Genomic DNA, 18,780 nt, shown 5'->3' on the forward strand with positions numbered 1-18,780 from the left:
GAACGGCCGCGGGTCCACCCTGGGGAGGGGTTTGTCATGGCTACCGGGTCCAGCACCGTGTCGACGACGTATCTGGAGCTGTCGCAGGACGGCGGCGGCGCGCACAAGTTCTACGAAGTGGCCGTCGACGGCGTGGTGGTGACGGTGCGGTACGGGCGGATCGGCGCCTCCGGGCAGCTACAGACGACGACGTTCCCCACCGCCGAGAAGGCCCGGGCCGCCGCCGCGCGGAAGGTCGGGGAGAAGGTCCGCAAGGGGTACGCCCCGGCCGTCGCCGGGCAGCGCCCTCCACGTTCGGTGACCCGCCGTCAGGTGACCTCGGCGCCGTCCACCGCGCGTGCCGTGGCCCCGGTGCTGTGGCGGTTCCGCACCGGTTCCTCGGCGTTCGGCATCCACGTGGACGACGACCGCTGCTGGGTCGGCAACCAGTCCGGTGACGTCTACACCCTGGACCACGAGGGTGCGGTCCTGGCCCGCTTCAGCCTTCCGGACGGCGTGAAGTGCCTGGTCGCCGACGACTTCTGGATCTACGCGGGCTGTGACGACGGCAAGGTCTACGACCTGTCCTCGAAGCTGCCGTTCGCGGCGTACGACATCGCGGCGGACGTCGACATCTTCTGGCTGGACATCCACGAGGGTTTGCTGAACGTCTCGGACCGCGACGGCCGGCTCACCGTCATCGACCACGAGGACGAGCACCAGTGGGCCCGCCGCAGCCAGGGCGAGCACGCCTGGATGGTCCGCGCCGACGACCGGGCCGTCTACCACGGTCACCACCGGGGCGTCACCGCCTACGCGCCCGACGGCGGCGGCGAACTCTGGCACACCCCCACCCGAGGCGGCGTCCTGTTCGGCTGGCAGGAGGAGAACGCCGTGTACGCGGGGACCGCGCACAAGGTGGTGCAGCGGCTGTCCAAGGCCACCGGCGCGGTCGAGGCCACGTACGGCTGCGACAGTGCGGTGTACTCCTGCGCCACCTCGCCCAACGGGCGCTTCGTGTTCGCCGGTGACGCGTCGTCGTCCGTCTACTGCTTCGACCGGGACGGCACGCGCCTGTGGAAGCTCGGCACGGGCGGCGGCTCGGCGCTGTCCATGCAGTACCGCGACGAACGGCTGTACCTGGTGAGCACCGACGGCTCGCTGGTGTGCGTGGACGCGAGCGAGACGGCCATCACCGCGGCACAGCAGGGAACGGTGCCGGTGGCGCGGGACGTCAAGCTCGCCGAGGCGCTGCCGACGTATGTCCCCGCCACCGCCGCGGCCACGGTGGCCACCGTGACCCGGGCGCCCTCCGGGTCGATCGTCGTCGAGTGCGTCCAGGAAGCCGGCCGGGTCCGGGTGCACGTGGTGTCCGACGGCTACGACACGTCCTGGAACGTCCAGTTCCCGCGCGAGATACGCGAGCCCGGGGCACGCTACGTCGTGGACGCCCTGCACACGGCGGCCGGCGGCTTCTACCGGGTCCGCGGTGACATCCGACGGCTGCTCTGACCGTACGGCTCCTTCCCGGTCTCGCTCATCGGCCGGCCCCGCCCCGGGCGGCGACCGGCGGTGCGACCTGCGGTGCGGTCGGGGCGGCCGCGCCGGCGGGCCGCCAGCCCAGCTCCGGCGCGATCAAGTGCCGGACGTCGTGCAGGATCTGCTCGTAGTCGCCCCGGTGGAACTCGTACGGCAGCTCCAGGCGCAGCTCCGAAACGGCCGAGACGACGGGGTCCGTGGCCAGCTGCTCCAGGATCTGCTCCGCCGTCCCGACCACGTCCGGCGCGAACAGGGTCCGGTTCCTGCCCTGCGGCGCCAGGGTGCGCGCGTGCCGGCCGGCCGCGTACTCCCGGTACCGGGCCCGGGTGGTGGCGTCGGCGCTGTCGAAGGGCACGATCACCCGCCCCAGAGCCACCCGCGCCGGACGAGCGGCGGAGACCGTGCGCCGGTACGCGGAGAGCAGGGTGAGCTGGGCCGTGGTGAAGTCGTCGGTGCCCTCCCCGGTGACGATGTTGCCGCTCAGCAGGTTCAGGCCGTGTTCCGCGGCCCACCGGATCGACCGCAGGCTGCCGCCCCCGTACCAGACACGGTCCAACAGGCCCGGGTCGTGCGGCTGTAGCCGCGGCCGTTGGGTGTTGCCCGGCGACTGGATCACGGTGTCCGGCCCCCCGAGGTAGTCCCCGCGCAGGTTGTCGACGACGCGGGCGATCCTGCCGTACGACAGATCGAAGCCGCGCCAGTCCCCGTCGTACACCAGATCGCCGAGCAGCTCGGCGTGCGGCATGCCGGTGCTGAACCCGGCCTGAAGCCTGCCGCGGGACAGCACGTCCGCCAGCGCCAGGTCCTCGGCCAGCCGGAACGGGCTCTCGTACCCGATGGGGATGACCGCGGTACCCAGCTCGACCCGCTCGGTCCGCTGGCCCGCCGCGGCGAGGAACACCGCGGCCGAGCCCACCCCGTGTTCGAGATGGCGCTGCCGGACCCAGGCGCCGTCGAAGCCGATCCGCTCGCCGTACTCGAACAGCTGAAGCGTCTCCTCCAGACCGGTGTAGGGATCCTCGTCGGCGAAGTTGCCCGGGGTCAGAAAGGCCAGCGAGGTGATGGAGGGGATGCTCATGCCAGTCCTCAGGGTCGGGGTCGGCTCGTCGGCGCTCGGTGGTCGGAGGTCAGGACCCGCCCCGCTCGCGGGGGAGCTTCTCCCCGGCCTCGACCAGCACGGGCAGCCGGTTCTCCGCGGGCGGCAGCGGGCAGGTGGCCAGATCGGTGTAGGCGCACGGCAGGTTCGCCGCCCGGTTGAAGTCCAGAACGACCGTGCCGTCGGCGGCGGGTGCGTCCAGCGCGAGGGCCCGGTTGGCCGCGTAGGTGGTGACCCCGGAGGTCGCGTCGGTGAACAGTACGAGCAGACTCCCCGGGCCGTGACCGGGGAACGCGGTCAGCGCCAGCGGACGACCGTCCAGCTCGAACTCGACCCGGCCCGGCGCGTCGTACACATGCTCCAGTCCCTCGACCGCCGCGCCCACCGTCGTCGGCCTGGGCTCGTCGAACGCCGTGTAACGGCCGGTCACCACCCAGCGGGGGTGCGGGGCGTAGGCCGGCGTGCCGGTGAAGCCGTTGCGCAGCGGCGTGTTCGGGTGGCGGGGGCGGATGATGTCCTGCCCGCCGCGCTTGGCCACCTCGATGACGGCGTCGCCCCACACGGCGTCGACCCCACCGCGCTCCGGGATCACCCCGAAGCGGTGCTCGCCCCGGACGACGGTTCCGTCGACGACCAGTTCCTCGCCCTCGTCGAGGACCACGACGATTCCGTCGGCGTCGGTCGACCACGCCCCCGGCGCGTCCGGGAAGCGTTCCGGCCGATCGCTCAGCCAGTGCAGGCCGGTGATCGCCAGGAAGCCGTGCGGGTCGGCGAGCCGTGCCTCCTGCCGGTGATGCCACTCCTGCCAGTCGTGGACGAAGGCTTCGAGTTCCGCCGACGTGTCCTGAACGGTCACAGGTGCTCCTTCGGTTGGTGCGGCCGGTCCCCGGCCGACGCGTGGCGGCCGCCGGGGATCGCCGCGAGCAGTTCGCGGGTGTAGTCGTGGTGGGGGTGGGTGAACAGGTCCTCGGTGGTACCCGTCTCGACGACGCGGCCGGACCGCATGACGGCCACCTGGTGCGCGATCTGGCGTACGACGGCCAGGTCGTGGGAGATGAACAGGTACGCCACTCCCGTGTCGGCCTGGAGCTCGGCGAGCAGGTCGAGCACCTGGGCCTGGACGGACACGTCGAGCGCGGACACCGGTTCGTCGCACACCACCAGGTCGGGCGAGAGCGCGAGGGCGCGGGCGATCGCGACGCGCTGCCGCTGCCCGCCGGACAGTTCCGCCGGACGGCGGTCCAGCACCGAGCCGGGCAGCGCCACCCGGTCGAGCAGCTCCCGGGCCCGGGCGAGCCGGGAGGCGCGGTCGCCGACCCGGAACGCGCGCAGCGGCTCGGTGATCACCTCGCCGATCGAGAACCGGGGATCCAGCGAGGCGTACGGGTTCTGGTAGACGAGCTGGGCCCGCCGGCGCAGCTGCCGGGCCTCTGCCCCGCGGGCGGTCGTGACATCGGCGCCGTCGAACAGCACGCTCCCCGAGGTCGGATCGACCAGCCGCAGCACCAGACGGGCGGTGGTGGACTTCCCCGAGCCGGATTCGCCGACCAGGGCCAGTGTCCGGCCGCGGTGCAGGGTGAGACTGACGTCGTCGACCGCGCGCAGGGTGCGGGCCGCGCCCGCGGCGGCGGGCAGCCGGAACTCCTTGACCAGGTTGCGGGCCTCCACCAGCGGTGCCTCGTCGGGAGCCGGCGCGGTGACGGCGCCCGTGGCGCGCGGCCGGGCCGTGGTGAGGCTGGGCGCGCTGGCCAGCAACCGCCGGGTGTACGCGTGCTGCGGGTTCTCCAGGACCTCCCGGGTGGGACCGGCCTCGACGACCCGGCCCTCGGACATGACCACGAGCCGCTGCGCCCGGTCGGCCGCTACGCCGAGATCGTGCGTCACCAGCAGCACGGCGGTGCCGGACTCCTCGGTGAGGTGCTGGAGGTGGTCGAGGATGACCCGCTGCACGGTGACGTCGAGCGCGCTGGTCGGCTCGTCGGCGATGATCAGCTGCGGTTTCGCGGCGATGGCGACCGCGATCAGGGCCCGTTGGCGCATCCCGCCGGACAGTTCGTGCGGGTACTGCCGGGCGCGGGTGGCCGCGTCGGGCAGCCCCGCCTGGTCCAGGATCGCGATCGCGGCCGACGGAGCGGAGCGGCGGGTCGCCAGAGCGTGGATCCGCAGCACCTCGGCCACCTGCTCACCGATGCGTTTGACGGGGTTGAGCGACACCGTCGGGTCCTGCGGCACCAGACCGATCTGCGCGCCGCGTACGGTACGCAGTTCCCGCTCGGACAACGCGGTGAGGTCGTGCCGGCCGAAGCGGACGGTACCGGCGTCGATGCCGCCGTTGGCCGCCAGCAGCCGGGTGATCGCGTGCGCGGTCGTGCTCTTCCCGGAGCCCGACTCGCCGACCACCGCGGTGACCTGCCCCGGCCACACGTCGAGGTCCACGCCCCGTACCGCGCGCACGGTGCCGCCGCGGGTGCGGTACGACACCGACAGGCCGCGCACTTCCAGCAGCGCGGGCTCGTCCGCTGAAGCTTCACCGGTTGCGGCCTCGTCCGTCGTGGCCTTGTCCGTAGTGGCCTTGTCCGTGGTGGCCTCGTCCGTCGTGGCTTTGTCGGTCGTGGGCCGACCGGTCGTGCTGTGGTCGGTCGGGCCGTGGTCGGTCGCGCTGTGGCCGGTTGCGGCCTGGTCGGTCAGGGGCTGGTCGCCCACGGCTTCGTGGGTCACGGTTTCTTCCGTCACGGGTACGTCCGTCTCGGGTTCGTTCGTCGTGGGGCGGGTCATCGCCCGCGGGACCATTCGCCGTCCAGCGCCCGCGCGATGCGGTTGGTGGCGAGGCCCGTTGCCGCGATCGCCAGGCCGGGCAGCGCGGTGAGCCACCAGGCGTTGGCCAGGTAGTTGCGCCCGTCGGAGATCAACGTGCCCCATTCCGGCGCCGGTGGGGGCGCCCCGTAGCCGAGGAAGCTCAGCGACGACACGGCGAGGATGGCGGCGCCGAACTCGAGGGTGGCGAGCACGATCACCGGGCCCGCCGCGTTGGGCAGCACGTGCCGGCCCAGCACCGAGTACCAGCGGGCCCCGCAGGAGCGCGACGCCTCGACGAAGACCGCCTGGCGCACCCGCAGCACCTCGGCGCGGGTCACCCGGGCGAAGCCGGCGACGCTGGCGATGCCGACCGCGACCGCCACCTTCACCGTTCCGTAGCCCAGCGCGGTGACCAGGGCCAGCGACAGGAACAGCGACGGGATCGACAGCAGTACGTCGACGAAGCGCATCAGCACGTCCTCGACCCAGCGGCCCACGAACCCGGCGACCAGGCCGATCAGGCCGCCGACCACGAACGCGAACCCCACCGCGATCAGGGTCGCCTTCAGTGACAGCTGGGCACCGTGCACCACCCGCGAGAACACGTCACGTCCCAGCTCGTCGGTGCCGAACCAGTGCCCGCCGCCGGGGCTCCGGAAGTTCTCCGCGGGCACCCCGTGCAGCGGGTCCTGCGAGGTGAACAGCCCTGGCCAGAACGCGGCCAGCACCACCAGCACCAGCACCAGGACCGAGGTCAGCAGCCCGGGCCGGCGCACCAGGAACAGCAGGAACCGTCGCGGTCCGACACCGCGTCCGGCGCTCGCGGGGCCCGGGTCGGCACCGGGATCCACCGGTCGGGCCAGGCCGGTGGCGGCTTCGACCGCTCCGACCGTTTCGGCAGCTCCCGCCGTTCCGGCGGCTCCGGCGGTGACATCGTCGGCAAGTGTCCGGCTCATGCGGGACGCACCTTCCTGGTCGCCGCCACCACGATCCGCGGGTCGAGCAGCGGGTAGACGAGATCGACGACCAGATTGGCAGCCACGAAGATCAGCGCCCCGAACACCACGACCCCCTGGACCAGCGGGATGTCCTGGACGGTGACCGCGGCGGCGGTCACCCGGCCCAGACCGTCGCGGGAGAACACCGTCTCGACGACGACCGAACCGGCGATCAGCTGGCCGGCCAGCAGCCCGACGACCGTCAGCGCCGGCAGCGAGGCGTTGCGCAGCGCGTGCCGCAGATGGATGCGCAGCCGGCCGGCGCCCTTGGCCCGGGCGGTCTCCACATAGGCCTGGTCCAGTGCCGTGAGCAGGCTCTTGGCCAGCACCTGCGCCACCAGGGCGCCGGTCGGGATCGCCAGCGTCACCGCGGGCAGCACCAGGCCCCGCAGCCCGTCGTTGCCGAACGCCGGGAACAGCCTCGTCCGGAAGGAGAACAGCTCGACGAGCACCAGCCCGACCCAGAACGTCGGCACCGACACCCCCAGCGGCGGCAACGACAGCAGCAGCTGCCGCAACCACCGCAGGGTGGTGTAGGTCGCCAGTACCGCCAGGCCGCCGCCGAGGGCCACCGCGAGCAGCAATGCCGCCCCGGTCAGCTGGAGGGTCTGCGGCAGCGCGTCGGCCAGCGTCGAGGTCACCGGCCGGCCGGTGGACACCGAGTCGCCGAAGTCGCCGCGCACCGCCCTGCCGAGACAGTCGGCGTACTGCGCGAGAACCGGCTTGTCGAAGCCGTACTCGTGCCGCAGCGCGGCGAGTTGGGCCGGATCGACCTGGCCCGTGTCCGCTCCCGCGCCGGCCATCGCCGAGACGGGATCACCGGGCAGGTAGTCCAGCACGAGGAAGGACACCGTGTAGGCCGCCCACAGCACCCCGAGGGCCTGCGCGAGTCGCTTGACCACATAGAGACGCATGCCGGCCGCTACCCGATCCAGGTGTCGTGCAGCTGGATCCGGCTGGAGGCCTCGAAGTCGAGGTTGTGCACCTTCTTGGCCACCCCCAGCTGGGTCTGAAGCTCCACCACGGGTACGACATAGGCGTTCTGAACGATCAACTGCTGTGCCTGGGTGACGAGTTGCTTGCGCTTGGCCGTGTCGGTCGTCGCGGCCTGCTGGGTCAGCGCGGTGTCCAGCGCGGTGGCCGGCAGGTGGTAGAAGTTGGCCAGCCGGGTGGAGTACGAGCTGCGCAGGATGTCCGGGTCGGCGCGGGTCACGTTGCCCCACACCGCGTCGAAGTCACCGGACTGAAGGGTCGGGGAGAACTGGGCGATCTGGAGCTGCTTGAGCACCACCTCGACACCGACGGCCTTGAGCTGCTGCTGGATCAGTTCCAGCGCGGGCTGGTTGGTGGCCGCGTTGGCGAACCACTTGACGGTCAGGCTCAGCTTCTTGCCGTCCTTGACCCGGACGCCGTCGCTGCCCGCCTTCCAACCGGCCGAGTCCAGCAGGGACTTCGCCTTGGCGGCGTCGAAGGCCAGGTCCGAACCGAGATCGGCGTAGTCCGGTGTGGTGTGCGCCAGGATGCTGGTCGCCGGCTCGGTGCCGGTCGGGAACACGGCGTCGACGATCTGCTGCCGGTCGATGGCGAACAGGATCGCCTGGCGTATCTTCGCGTCCTTGAAGAGCGGCCGGGAGTTGTTGAGCCCCAGGTTGAACACCACGCCCGGGTTGGCCCGTTGCCGGAGGTTCACCGCGCCGCCCTTGAGCGCCGCCTCGTTGGCCCGGCCGACGCTGCCGATCGCGTCCACCTGGCCGGACTGGAGGCTGCCGGTGCGCACGCCGGCCTCGGGCACCACCTTGAACACCAGCTTGTCCAGGTACGCCTCGCCCTGCTTGGTCCACAGCGAGGAACCCCAGGCGTACTTGGCGCGCTTGGCCAGGGTGATCGACTGGTTCTGCACATAGCCGTTCAGCACGAACGGCCCGGATCCGACCACTCCCTTGCTGCACTTCTCCTGCGGGCTCCTGCGCGCGCTCGCCGACGACTCGATCCCCAGCGAGTGCGTGGCCGTGGCCTGGAGGAACTGCGCGTTGGGCTGCTTGAACTTCACCCGCACCGTGAGCGGGTCCACGGCGGTGGTGCTCTCCACGCCGCTCAGGTACCCCTGGGCGAGTGTGCCGAGGGCGCCGAGCTTCGGCACCGCGTCGAAGTTGTCCTTGACCACCTGCGCGGTCAGCGGTGTCCCGTCGCTGAAGGTCACACCTGATCTCAGGTGGAACGTGAACGTCGTGGTGTCCGGGCTGATGTCCCAGCTCTTCGCGAGCCATGGCACGATCTTGCCGGTCTTGGGGTCCTGGTCGGTCAGGGAGTCCACGACCTGACGCAGTGAGTAGATGGTGTCGTTGCTGCCCACCTGCTGCGGATCCACGCAGCCGGCGTCGGAACCCACCGCGAAGGTCAGGGTGCCACCCGACTTCGGGCTGCCGCCCTCGCCGCTCGAGGTGCCGGTGTCGCTCGACGAGCAGGCGCTGAGCAGAAGGCTGCCGGTCACGAGGGCGGCGAGCGCCGCCCACCGGGGGGTACGGGAATCCGGATGCGCTGTCACGGGATGGTTCTCCTACTCCAAGGTCACCGCGCACATGCCGGAGCGGAACGCGGCCATGGCTGTGCGCGGAGGGTGCCGGCCTCGCACGGGCCGACACTGCTCAGAACTGTGCGGGGGACTGTTCAGGGGGAGGGGATGTCGACGACTGTGTCGATGGCGAAGTCGCTGACGGCATGACCGTGCTGTGGGCGAGGGTCAGCCTGCGAGGTGGGGCGTGATCAGCCCTGACACAGACAGCTGGCGGAACGCCGCAGGTCGATGTGGCGTCGGCGCGAGAATCCGGAGAACAGCGCCGCGGTCGCGATCGAGGCACTCAGGTTGCCGCTGAGCCGCACGCTGGTCCTCCACATCTCAGGCCCCCGAACCGGGGCCACGCGCTTGCAGAGTCGGTGACCCTGCCGGGCTTTCACCTGGAGCACCCCACCGCGGAGGAGGGTTGCCGGTCAGCTAGCCAGGGCTTGATGCTGACACTCAATGCCGGGGTCGATCTTACGGAGTACTGACATTATCCGTCAATATCGGTAGGAGAGTTGAACAGCTCCGCCGCACCGGCCGTGACGGCGGGTGCGGCGGAGCGGTATCAGCGCCGGCCGGCCGCCCGTCCGGTGAGGAGGGTGGCGGCGTGGGTGGTGGCGTGGGCGGCTACAGCTTGCGGGCGAGGCCGCCGTGTTCGCCGATGACGTCCGGCGCGGGGGAGGTGGCCTCCGGGCGCCAGAGGGGGACCGAGACGACTCCGGGCTCCAGGAGCTCCAGGCCGTCGAAGTACGCCGTGATCTCGTCGACGGATCGCAGGTTGTACGGGACGGCGCCGCTTTCGTTGTAGGCGTCCTGGGCCTCTTCGAAGACCGGGTCGATGCCCCGCGAACCGTCGTTGATGGAGAGGTAGCTGCCGGACGGCAGTGCCGCCATCAGGTTGGTGACGATGGAGCGGGCCTGGTCGTGGTCGGCGACGTGGCCCAGGATGTTGCTGAGGATGAGCGCGGTGGGACGGCTGAAGTCCAGCGTCTCGGCGGCGCGCGCCAGGATGCGCTCCGGGTCCAGCACATTGGCGTCGACATAGGAGGTCGCGCCCTCCGCGGTGGAGTAGAGCAGGGCGCGGGCGTGGGCGAGGACCAGGGGATCGTTGTCGACGTAGACGATCCGGGTCTCGGGGGCGAGACGCTGGGCGACCTCGTGGGTGTTGTCGGCGGTCGGCAGGCCCGTTCCGACGTCCAGGAACTGTCGTATGCCCGCCTCGGAGACCAGGTACGTGATGTTGCGGCGCAGGAACGCGCGGCTGCTGCGGGCGATGGTGACGATGCCGGGGAACACGGCGGTGTAGGCGTCACCGGCCTGCTCGTCCACGGGGTAGTTGTCCTTCCCGCCGAGCCAGTAGTTCCAGATGCGGGCCGAGTGCGGCACCGAGGTGTCGATCTTCTGATGTGCCGCTGATCCGGGCGTGGTCACATGGTCGGTCATGAGGGGCGTCCGTCTTTCGGCCGAGGCGTGGGCAGTTCGAGCCACAACTTACGTCCCAACGACCCTGGTACGTACACCCGTTCACATTTTCGGTGGGTTCGAACAGTGCCCTCACGGAGACATCCGGGTTCACGTCTCCGTGTCGGCCGGTCCGGACGCACCGCTCACACCTCGCTCGCACCTCGTCCCGGAACCCCTCAACTCGCCTTGTGCATAGGTACATTGAGACCGCCCAATCCTTGAGCGAGTGGGGGCGAGGATGCGCGACACGGTCCTGGACGGCCGGTACACGCTCACCGAGCGGATCGGTGCGGGCGGTATGGGTGTGGTGTGGCGGGCCAGGGACGCGCGGCTCGAACGCACGGTGGCCGTCAAGCTGCTGAGCCTGCCACCGGGCACGGTCGGTGCCGAGCGGGAACGGCTGCTCGCCATGTTCGGGCGGGAGGCGCGGGCCGCCGCCGCCCTCGACAGCTCGTACATCGTGCCGGTCTTCGACCACGGCGCGGAAGGTGAAGTCCCCTACCTGGTCATGCCGTTGCTCTCGGGGCGGACCCTGCGCGAGCTGCTGGCCGAGGGGCCGCCGGCGCCGGAGCGGGTCGCGGTGCTCGCGGCACAGGTCTGCCGGGCCCTGGCGACCGCGCACCGGGCCGGCATCGTGCACCGCGACATCAAACCGGCGAACGTGATGCTCACGGACGAGGGCATGGTGAAGGTGCTCGACTTCGGCATCGCCAAGTTCCTCGACGCGACGACCGGCGGCCGGCTCACCGTGACCACCGACTCGCCCGTCGGCACCCTCTCCTACATGGCGCCGGAGCGCTTCACCCGCGGCGCGGACGACGGGCGCACGGATGTGTACGCGCTGGGCTGCACGGTGTACGAGATGCTCACCGGCGCACCGCCCTTCGACTCGGCGTCGGCGCCCGCGCTGATGCACTGCCATGTGTACGAGACACCGCAGAAGCCGTCGGTACGGCGTCCGGGGCTGGCCCCCGCCTGGGACGAACTGGTGGGGCGGATGCTGGCGAAGCCGGTCGATGAGCGACCGACGGCGGAGGAGGCACGGGCGCTGTTCGAGACGCTGGCCGTGGCCGAGGCCGCGCCGCCGCTCTCCGAGTCCGCGCCCCCACTCCCGGATCACACCGCCCTGCCGGGGCAGCACTCCGCTTCCATCGAACCGGGGAGCTCGGACCGGGTGTCCGCGCATCGGAGTGAGCAGGATCCTGCCCCTGCCCCTGCCCCTGCCCCTGCCCCGGCTCCGGCTCCTGCCCTCGCCCCGGCGCCGACCCCGGGGCCGTTCGCGGCGGAGGCCACGCCCCTCGGAGTCGACGTCACCTCGTACCTGCTCGCGCCGCCCCGCCCGAGGCAGCCGCCGACCGTTCCCGCGGCCGCCCGTCGGCGCGGGCGCGTCGCGTGGATCGGGGCCTCCGTGGTCGCCGTCGCGCTCGTGGCCGCAGTCGCCGTCCTCCAGCCCTTCGGCGGCGGCGACAGCGACGACGAGGGGAGTGGGAAGAACGGCTCGGGCGGGTCGAAGGCCGGCCTCGTGGCCCCGGTGGCGAAGACCCAGACGCTCACGCTCGGCTCCGCCGCCGACTCCAAGGGCCCCGCCCCGGCGGTGCGGAACGCCCGCAAGGGCGGCACGGTCACGGTCCTCGAACCCGGCGAGATCACCACCGTCGACCCGGGCAACATGTGGTCCGGCGCCGACCGGTTGATCTCCCGCCTCGTCTACCGGAGCCTGACCGCCCTCAGAACCCTGCCCGACGGCTCTGTCCGACTCGTCGGGGACCTCGCCCAGGACACCGGTCGGTCGTCGCTGGACGGCCGCGAATGGACGTTCACCCTCAAGGCGGGCCTCACCTACAACGACGGATCGCCCGTACGCGCCCAGGACTTCGCGTACGCGGTCGAGCGCGCCCTCGACCCCGACGAGTTCCCGATGGGCGACCGCACCCTGCGCAGCTTCCTGCTCGGTCCCGAGGACGCGGACGGCATCGGCGGCGAGCACGAAATGCCGCCGGGTGTCATCGAGACCCCGGACGACAGCACGATCGTCTTCCACCTCGACGGCGCCCACCCCGACTTCAACGTGGTCCTGGCCGGCCCCAACGGCGCACCGGTGCCGGAGCGGGTCTCCGACATCTCCGGTACGTCCGCCCTCCTGCCGTCGACGGGCCCGTACCAGATCGGCTCCTTCACCGGCGCCAGGAACCTCACGCTCACCCGCAACCCGAAGTGGCGCGCGGACACGGACCCGGTGCGCACCGCGTACCCCGACCGGTACGAGATCACCGGCGCGCTCACCCTCGACGAGATCAAGTCCCGGATCCGCGCGGCCGGTCCGGACTCCGCCGTGATGACGTTCTCCGGCTCGCTGGACAAGGACGGGCTCGGCACGACGGACGGCGCCACCGGCAGCGGAACGGTCAGGGTGACGTCACCCGCCCCCTACGTCCACGCGTACTCCGTCGACACCGAGCGGGTACCGAAGCTGAAGGTCCGTCAGGCCATCGCCACCGCGTATCCGGCGGCGGACGTCCTGGCCGCGAGCGGCGAGGACGGCGTCGCCACGCACCACCTGATGCCGCCGGGCATCCGCGGTTCCCGCGACTTCGACCTGTACGGCGCCGGCGCGCACGGTGACCCCGGCGCCGCCCGAGCGCTGCTCACCGAGGCCGGCGAGACGGCCTACCCGCTCACCGTCGCCTATGCGACGACAGCCGACGAAGCACGGGCGAAGGCGGTGAAGAAGGCCCTGGACAAGGCCGGTTTCCGGGTGACGCTGAAGAACGTCGACATCTCCGACATCTACGAGAACGCGGGGAAGGGCGAGTACGACCTGGTCCGCCTGCCGATGAACGCCAGTGGCCTCCCACTGGCGTCGGCCTATCTTCCGGACTCCTTCGACGGCCGCTACACCTACCCGACCACCTCCAACTTCTCCCGGCTCGACAGCGAGGCCGTCAACACCGCGATCGACGAGGCCAACGCGACGACGGACCTGGCGGCGGCCGGCGAGAAGTGGTCCACGGTCGATCGCCGGGTGATGGAGCAGGCAGCGGCGATTCCGGTGTACGTGCCGGTACGCACGTTCCTCCACAGCTCCGGCCTGAAGGGCCTCCAGGCGGACCTGGACGGGCTGTCGCCGCTCAACGCGTATGTCTCCGACTGACCCCTGCCACCGCGTGGAACCGGCAGCGACGCCGCGTGCGTCGATGTCAGCCGTGCCGGTAGCGTGACCACCGTGATGGTGGGCACTCCGGAGACCCGGTTGGTCGTGCTGCGCGGCAACAGCGCCTCGGGCAAGTCGGCGGTGGCGGCCGGTCTCCGCGAGAGGTTCGGCCGGGGCCTGGCCCTGGTCGGGCAGGACAACCTCCGCCGGGTCGTGCTGCGCGAGCACGACCGGCCCGGCGCGGCGAACATCGGGCTGATCGAGGCCGTCACCCGCTATGCGCTGGACGCCGGCTACCACGTCGTCCTCGAAGGAATCCTCTACGCCGACCGGTACGGCCCCATGCTCGAACGGCTGCGCACGGACCACCGCGGCCCGACCCACGGCTACTACCTTCATGTGCCGTTCGCCGAAACCCTGGTGCGTCATGCCACCAAGCCGATCGCCCATGAGGTCGGCGAGGCGGACCTGGCCGACTGGTACAGGGAGCTCGATCTGCTGCCGGGCGACATCGAGACAGTCATCGGCGCCGACAGCACGCTCCCGCGGACCGTCGACCGCATCATGCTCGACACGGGCCTGGACCGCCTTCCCGCCCGGGAGCACTGACACCCGGTGCCGGTCCCGCACGGGTCCCGCACCGGGCCCGACCGGTGCGGTCGGACGCGGGCACCCCGTCGTAGACGTGACGGATCTGGCCTTATCAGGCAGTCGGTTGCAGCTTGAACTTCGTTGCGAGCATAGTTACGGGTGTGAAGCGTGCCGCCGCACTCGAGCGTTTCCCCGCCAACCCCTGCCACCCCCACAGGAGTTGGACCGCTCGGGCATTCGCGGTGCCGGGCCCGTCCGGAACACCCCTTCCTCATAGGCCCGTTGCTCACGTTCCCCCGCCTCTGGCTGCTGCCGCCCCCCACGGAAGGCGACCACCGTGTCCCCCCACACGACGTCCTCACCCCAGCCCTTGGACACCTGGAGCCCCGACCGGACGCACTGGATCGAACTCCCGGCACACCGCTCCAGCGTCTCGGTGGCCCGCCGTGCCATCAGCGCGCGGCTGGCCGCCTGGCGGCTGCCGGGCGAGCTGTGCGCGGACGCGGTCCTGCTCGTGTCCGAGCTGGCCGCCAATGCCGTACGGCACACGCTCGGCACCCGCTTCCTGTGCGGCGTAGGACTCGTCACGGACGGGCTCCTGCGCCTGGAGGTGCACGATCACGACCGTACGGGACGGGGGCTGCCCCGCCGCGAGCCCGGGCCGGACGACGAGGGCGGCCGCGGCCTCTTCCTCGTCGAGCAGCTCGCCGAGTCCTGGGGAGTCGACCGGTCGAGGCTCACCGGCGGCAACGCGGTCTGGGCGACCATGACGGCCTGAACGGGCCCGAGAACCCGGCACGCGCCGACCGGTCCCGGCGACTCAGCACCCGGCCGGCGTCAGTTCGGCCAGCAGCAGGGTGCGGTCGTCGGCTCCGGCCGCACCCGAGGGGGCGTGCAGGAGCCGACGGCACAGGGACGGCAGCGCGTCCTGCCCGTCGCCGTCCACGGGCTCGACGGCGGCCGCCGCGTCCACGGTGCGCGCGAGGCGGGTGATCTCCTGGTCGATGTCGGCGTCGCGGGACTCGACCAGACCATCGCTGTAGAGCACCAGCAGGGCCGGATCCGGCACGCTCAGCACGGTTTCCTCGTAGCTGCCCGCCCCGAGCCCGAGGGGCAGGCCGGCCCCGGTCAGCCTGACCGGGGCCGTGTGGCCGTCCGGGCCGCGCAGCAACGGGGGAGGGTGGCCCGCCCCCACCAGGGTGCAGGTGCGCCGCCGGGCATCCCACTCGGCGTATATGCAGGTCGCGAAGGAGACGCCGGGGGAGTCCCCGGCGAGGGTGTCGAGCCGTCCTATGAGATCGGCCGCGGGGATGTCGAGCGCCGCCAGGGTACGGACGGCGGTGCGCAGCTGGATCATCGCGACGGCGGACTCGGGACCGTGCCCCATGGCGTCCCCGACGATCAGGCTGACCCGGTCACCCGGCCGCTTCAGCACGTCGAACCAGTCACCGCCGACGAGGTTGCCCTGCCCGGCGGGCAGACAGCCGTGCGCGGTGCGGCAGCCGCCGAACTCCTGGGCCGTGCCGGGCGGCAGGCTGTTGCGGATCGCCAGGGAGGTCCGTCGCTCGCGCTCGTAGCGGCGCGCGTTGTCGAGGGCCACGGCGGCCCGCGCGGCCAGCGCCTCCACGGCGGCCACGTCCGCCGGGCCGAACGGCGCACGACCCGGTCCCCGGGTACAGGTGACGAAGCCGATCGCCAGGTCCCGCAGCCGCAGCGGCACCACGAGAAAAGCCTCCACGCTCAGGAGGTCACAGACGCGGGCCTCGCCGTCCCCGGAGGCGAGGAGCCGCTCGGACGTGTGCGGGTCCACCGCGTCGAGCGCCTGCGTGTGCCCGTCGGCGAGCGCGCGGGCGTACGGCGTGTCCCGGGGGAAGGCGATCACCTCGCCGACCGGCAGCATGCCCTCCCAGTCCTCCCGCGCGCCCGGCCCGACACGCAGCGCCATCCGGCGTGCCTCGATCCTCGGCGCGTCCAGGCTGACGTGCGCGTTCTCCTCGACGCGCCACCGCTCCAGCAGGTAGACGGAGGCCGCGTCGCAGAATCCGGGCGTCAGCGCGTGCACGACATGGCTGCCGGTCATACGCAGATCGAGTTCCGAGCCGATGACGTCGGCAGCGGGGGAGAACACCGACCGACGGGGCGAGGGCAGGGCGGCGGAGACGTCGTCGGTGCGGCTGCGCGGTTCGTTCCGCAGGGTCGTGCCTTTCCAGTGGGGATCCGGCCGCGCGGCGGGTGACAGGGAAGCACCGCGCGCCGTCGCAACTATATGATGGCTCGTCAAGTTACCGGGCCCGAAGCCCAGTTGTGGCACCGGTCCCGGCGGAAGCCCGTGCCTGCCGGTCTTCCCCGCCGAAAGCCGGTTGAGATACCGCGCCGACTTGGGAAGGGTCTGCCGGTATGGAGTTCTTCTGCTATCACCGTGACCGGCCCGCCTCCGCCGCCCTGCGCGACGAACTGCTGGAGAAGCACTGGTCCTACATGGACGGGTACGCGGCGCAGATGATCGCCCGGGGTCCGACCTTCGACGCCGACGGCGACACGCCCACCGGCAGCGTGCACATCGTCGACCTCCCGGATGTCGCCGCCGCCCGCGCGTTCGCCTTCGACGAGCCCAACTACCAGGCAGGTGTCTACCGGGACGTGCTGGTGCGCCGTTGGCGCAACATCCTGGGGCGCACCATGTGGGACTTCCCCGGTGGCCGGAGCGGTGGCAACCGGTACCTGGTGCTCGGCCTCGGCCTCGGCCAGGGCACGGACGACGGCCTCGGCGTGCCGCCCGACCGGGACGAGCTGATCGCGTACGGGCCGCTGCTGTCCGACGACGGCGTCACCCGGGTGGGTGCCGCGGTGCTGCTCAGAGCCTCCGACCCGGAATCGGCGCGCGCCGTCCTGGTCCCGGACCGGTATGCCGCCGTCGAAGTCCACGACTGGCAGTTCGGCGGACGGCCGTCATGAGGCCGGCGTCGCCCTCCGTTCGGCGCGGGTTCGGGTGACAGTGGAGGCATGAACGCAGACGACAGGAACATTCTGGCCCGGGGACGCGTGGCGACCAGGCTTCCCACCCAGGACCTGGACCGGGCGCGGCGCTTCTATGCCGAGCGGCTCGGTCTGGAGCCCGTCGACGAACGGCCCGGCGGGCTCCTGTACCGATGCGGAGGGACGGAGTTCGCCCTGTTCAGGTCGACGGGAGCCTCGCCCGGCACCTTCACCCAGATGGGGTGGGAGGTCGACGACCTCGACGCGGTCGTGGCGGAGCTCAGGCGGCGAGGCGTGGTGTTCGAAGAGGTCGACGTGCCCGGGTTCGCAACGAGGGACGGCATCGCCGAGATCGACGGGAACTACCCGAGCAAGGGCGTACGGGGGGAACGCGCGGCCTGGTTCCGCGACAGCGAGGGGAACCTCCTGGGCATCGGCGAGCCGGTCGCCTGAGCGCCCGCATGCCCCGCGACCCGCGATCCTGAGCGGCCTTGCTCTGGTCGAGCGACCGAGCGCCTTCTCCTCGGCCACCGTCCACGAGGCACAAGGCCGACTCGGGGCGCTGGACTCGGCCATCAAGCCGGTCGACCACCGCATGTCCCTGTGCGGCCCCGCCTTCACCGTCCAGCGCCCCCCCGCGCGACAACCTGATGCTCCGGACCGCCGTCGCCTACGCCCGCCCGGGTGGCGTCGTGGTCGTGTCCGCCGGGGTCTACGAGGAGCCGGGCTCCTTCGGCGACGTGCCCGCCAACGCCTGCCGGGCGAAGGGGCTCACCGGTCTGGTCACGGACACGGGCGTCCGGGACACCGAGGATCTGCGGGCCCTGGGATTCCCCGTCTTCTCCCGCAGCATTTCCATCAAGGGCACGGTCAAGGAGACCGTCGGACCGATGGGCGAGCCGGTCGCCATCGGCGGCGTACTCGTCCGCCCGGGCGACGTGATGCGAGCGGACGCCGACGGCGCGGTCGTCGTCCGCCGCGAGGACGCGGAGCGGGTGATCACCGCGTCCCAGGAACGGGTGGACGCCGAGACCGGTTGCATCGCCGCGTACCGGGCCGGCCGGACCGTCATCGTGACGCCCGGGGGCGGGTGGACGGCCGCGGCGTCCACCCGCCCCCGGCGCGACTACTCGCCCTTCGGCGCAGCCTGTTGCACCACCTCGAAGGACCAGAGGGTGGAGCCCGATGCCGCGGGCTTGGGCCGTTCCCCCTCCGTGTCGCCCCGGTGGGCGGCCTTCATCGGGCCCTCGAGCCAGGCCTGGAACGACTCCTCGTCACGCCACCGCGTGTAGACGAGGTAGGTGTCGGTGCCCTCGACCGGGCGGAGCAGCTCGAACCACTCGAAGCCGTCCGAGTTCTCGACGGCGTGGGCTCGTGCGGCGAACCGCTTCTCGAGGGTCTCCCGCTGTTCCGCCGGGACGGTCAGTACGTTGATCTTGACTACGCTCATGCTCCCATCCTGCCCTCCCGCGACGCCCGGGCGGCGGACCACCCCCTCCGTGACATTCGGCTCCGGCCCCGGAGGCACCCTCTCCCGAATCTGGTCCAGACCAAACTCTTGACAGGGTCATTACTCACTTCTTAAATCACGTAGTGAACTAAGGCTCCGCCAGGGCCGGTTCACACCCCC

16 protein-coding genes, 1 pseudogene and 1 riboswitch are annotated in these 18,780 nt (G+C 71.7%); of the genes and pseudogenes, 7 read left to right on the top strand and 10 right to left on the bottom strand.

Translation table 11 applies throughout. From position 1 onward, the window contains the following. The first annotated feature begins 36 nt into the window (after positions 1-36). Positions 37-1,491, top strand: a complete 1,455-nt coding sequence (locus tag G9272_RS41610; protein ID WP_171401376.1) for a WGR domain-containing protein — start codon at positions 37-39, stop codon at positions 1,489-1,491. 25 nt (positions 1,492-1,516) lie between these two features. Here G9272_RS41610 and G9272_RS41615 read toward each other — a convergent pair whose 3' ends face one another. The 8 genes from G9272_RS41615 to G9272_RS41645 form a co-directional block, all read right to left on the bottom strand. Then, complete coding sequence (locus tag G9272_RS41615) at positions 1,517-2,596, bottom strand: LLM class flavin-dependent oxidoreductase (RefSeq protein WP_171401377.1); 1,080 nt, start codon at positions 2,594-2,596, stop codon at positions 1,517-1,519. A 49-nt stretch (positions 2,597-2,645) separates the two neighbouring features. Next, positions 2,646-3,470 (bottom strand): DUF1684 domain-containing protein, encoded by an 825-nt coding sequence (locus G9272_RS41620; RefSeq protein ID WP_171401378.1) that lies wholly within the window; start codon positions 3,468-3,470, stop codon positions 2,646-2,648. Continuing rightward, complete coding sequence (locus G9272_RS41625) at positions 3,467-5,110, bottom strand: dipeptide ABC transporter ATP-binding protein (RefSeq protein WP_437184389.1); 1,644 nt, start codon at positions 5,108-5,110, stop codon at positions 3,467-3,469. The genes G9272_RS41620 and G9272_RS41625 overlap by 4 nt, the downstream gene beginning before the upstream one ends. A gap of 275 nt (positions 5,111-5,385) precedes the next feature. Next, positions 5,386-6,366 (bottom strand): ABC transporter permease, encoded by a 981-nt coding sequence (locus G9272_RS41630; protein ID WP_253268100.1) that lies wholly within the window; start codon positions 6,364-6,366, stop codon positions 5,386-5,388. After that, positions 6,363-7,322, bottom strand: coding sequence for an ABC transporter permease (locus G9272_RS41635; protein WP_171401379.1), 960 nt, complete (start codon positions 7,320-7,322; stop codon positions 6,363-6,365). The genes G9272_RS41630 and G9272_RS41635 overlap by 4 nt, the downstream gene beginning before the upstream one ends. An 8-nt stretch (positions 7,323-7,330) precedes the next feature. Further along, positions 7,331-8,953, bottom strand: coding sequence for an ABC transporter substrate-binding protein (locus G9272_RS41640; protein ID WP_171401380.1), 1,623 nt, complete (start codon positions 8,951-8,953; stop codon positions 7,331-7,333). Positions 8,954-9,171: 218 nt separating this feature from the next. Beyond that, positions 9,172-9,303 (bottom strand): putative leader peptide, encoded by a 132-nt coding sequence (locus tag G9272_RS46300; protein ID WP_367398576.1) that lies wholly within the window; start codon positions 9,301-9,303, stop codon positions 9,172-9,174. Between the two features lie 19 nt (positions 9,304-9,322). Beyond that, positions 9,323-9,432: riboswitch (SAM riboswitch) on the bottom strand. A gap of 163 nt (positions 9,433-9,595) precedes the next feature. Continuing rightward, a complete protein-coding gene (locus G9272_RS41645; RefSeq protein WP_171401381.1) occupies positions 9,596-10,411 on the bottom strand; it encodes an SAM-dependent methyltransferase in 816 nt (271 codons plus the stop codon). A 259-nt stretch (positions 10,412-10,670) separates the two neighbouring features. On the opposite strand from G9272_RS41645, the gene G9272_RS41650 reads away from it, so the two are divergent. The 3 genes from G9272_RS41650 (at position 10,671) to G9272_RS41660 (ending at position 14,952) form a co-directional block, all read left to right on the top strand. Then, on the top strand, positions 10,671-13,583 hold the full coding sequence (locus tag G9272_RS41650; RefSeq protein WP_171401382.1) for a protein kinase domain-containing protein: 2,913 nt from the start codon (positions 10,671-10,673) through the stop codon (positions 13,581-13,583). Positions 13,584-13,658: 75 nt separating this feature from the next. Beyond that, a complete protein-coding gene (locus G9272_RS41655) occupies positions 13,659-14,192 on the top strand; it encodes a kinase (protein WP_171402402.1) in 534 nt (177 codons plus the stop codon). A gap of 319 nt (positions 14,193-14,511) precedes the next feature. Further along, positions 14,512-14,952, top strand: a complete 441-nt coding sequence (locus G9272_RS41660) for an ATP-binding protein (protein ID WP_171401383.1) — start codon at positions 14,512-14,514, stop codon at positions 14,950-14,952. A 42-nt stretch (positions 14,953-14,994) separates the two neighbouring features. On the opposite strand, the gene G9272_RS41665 is transcribed toward G9272_RS41660, so the two are convergent. Further along, positions 14,995-16,302, bottom strand: coding sequence for a PP2C family protein-serine/threonine phosphatase (locus tag G9272_RS41665; RefSeq protein WP_171401384.1), 1,308 nt, complete (start codon positions 16,300-16,302; stop codon positions 14,995-14,997). A gap of 269 nt (positions 16,303-16,571) precedes the next feature. Here G9272_RS41665 and G9272_RS41670 point away from each other — a divergent pair, with 269 nt between their 5' ends. The 3 genes and pseudogenes from G9272_RS41670 to G9272_RS45655 form a co-directional block, all read left to right on the top strand. Then, complete coding sequence (locus G9272_RS41670; RefSeq protein WP_171401385.1) at positions 16,572-17,129, top strand: YciI family protein; 558 nt, start codon at positions 16,572-16,574, stop codon at positions 17,127-17,129. A 48-nt stretch (positions 17,130-17,177) separates the two neighbouring features. Next, a complete protein-coding gene (locus tag G9272_RS41675; protein ID WP_171401386.1) occupies positions 17,178-17,603 on the top strand; it encodes a VOC family protein in 426 nt (141 codons plus the stop codon). A 197-nt stretch (positions 17,604-17,800) separates the two neighbouring features. Beyond that, positions 17,801-18,061, top strand: a pseudogene (locus G9272_RS45655) (4-carboxy-4-hydroxy-2-oxoadipate aldolase/oxaloacetate decarboxylase); the annotation flags it as partial. Between the two features lie 215 nt (positions 18,062-18,276). Here the strand turns inward: G9272_RS45655 and G9272_RS41685 are convergent. Further along, complete coding sequence (locus tag G9272_RS41685; protein WP_171401387.1) at positions 18,277-18,600, bottom strand: antibiotic biosynthesis monooxygenase family protein; 324 nt, start codon at positions 18,598-18,600, stop codon at positions 18,277-18,279. Positions 18,601-18,780: the final 180 nt, after the last annotated feature.

The organism is Streptomyces asoensis, from assembly GCF_013085465.1.
In the GTDB taxonomy this organism is placed as follows: Bacteria; Actinomycetota; Actinomycetes; order Streptomycetales; family Streptomycetaceae; genus Streptomyces; species Streptomyces cacaoi_A.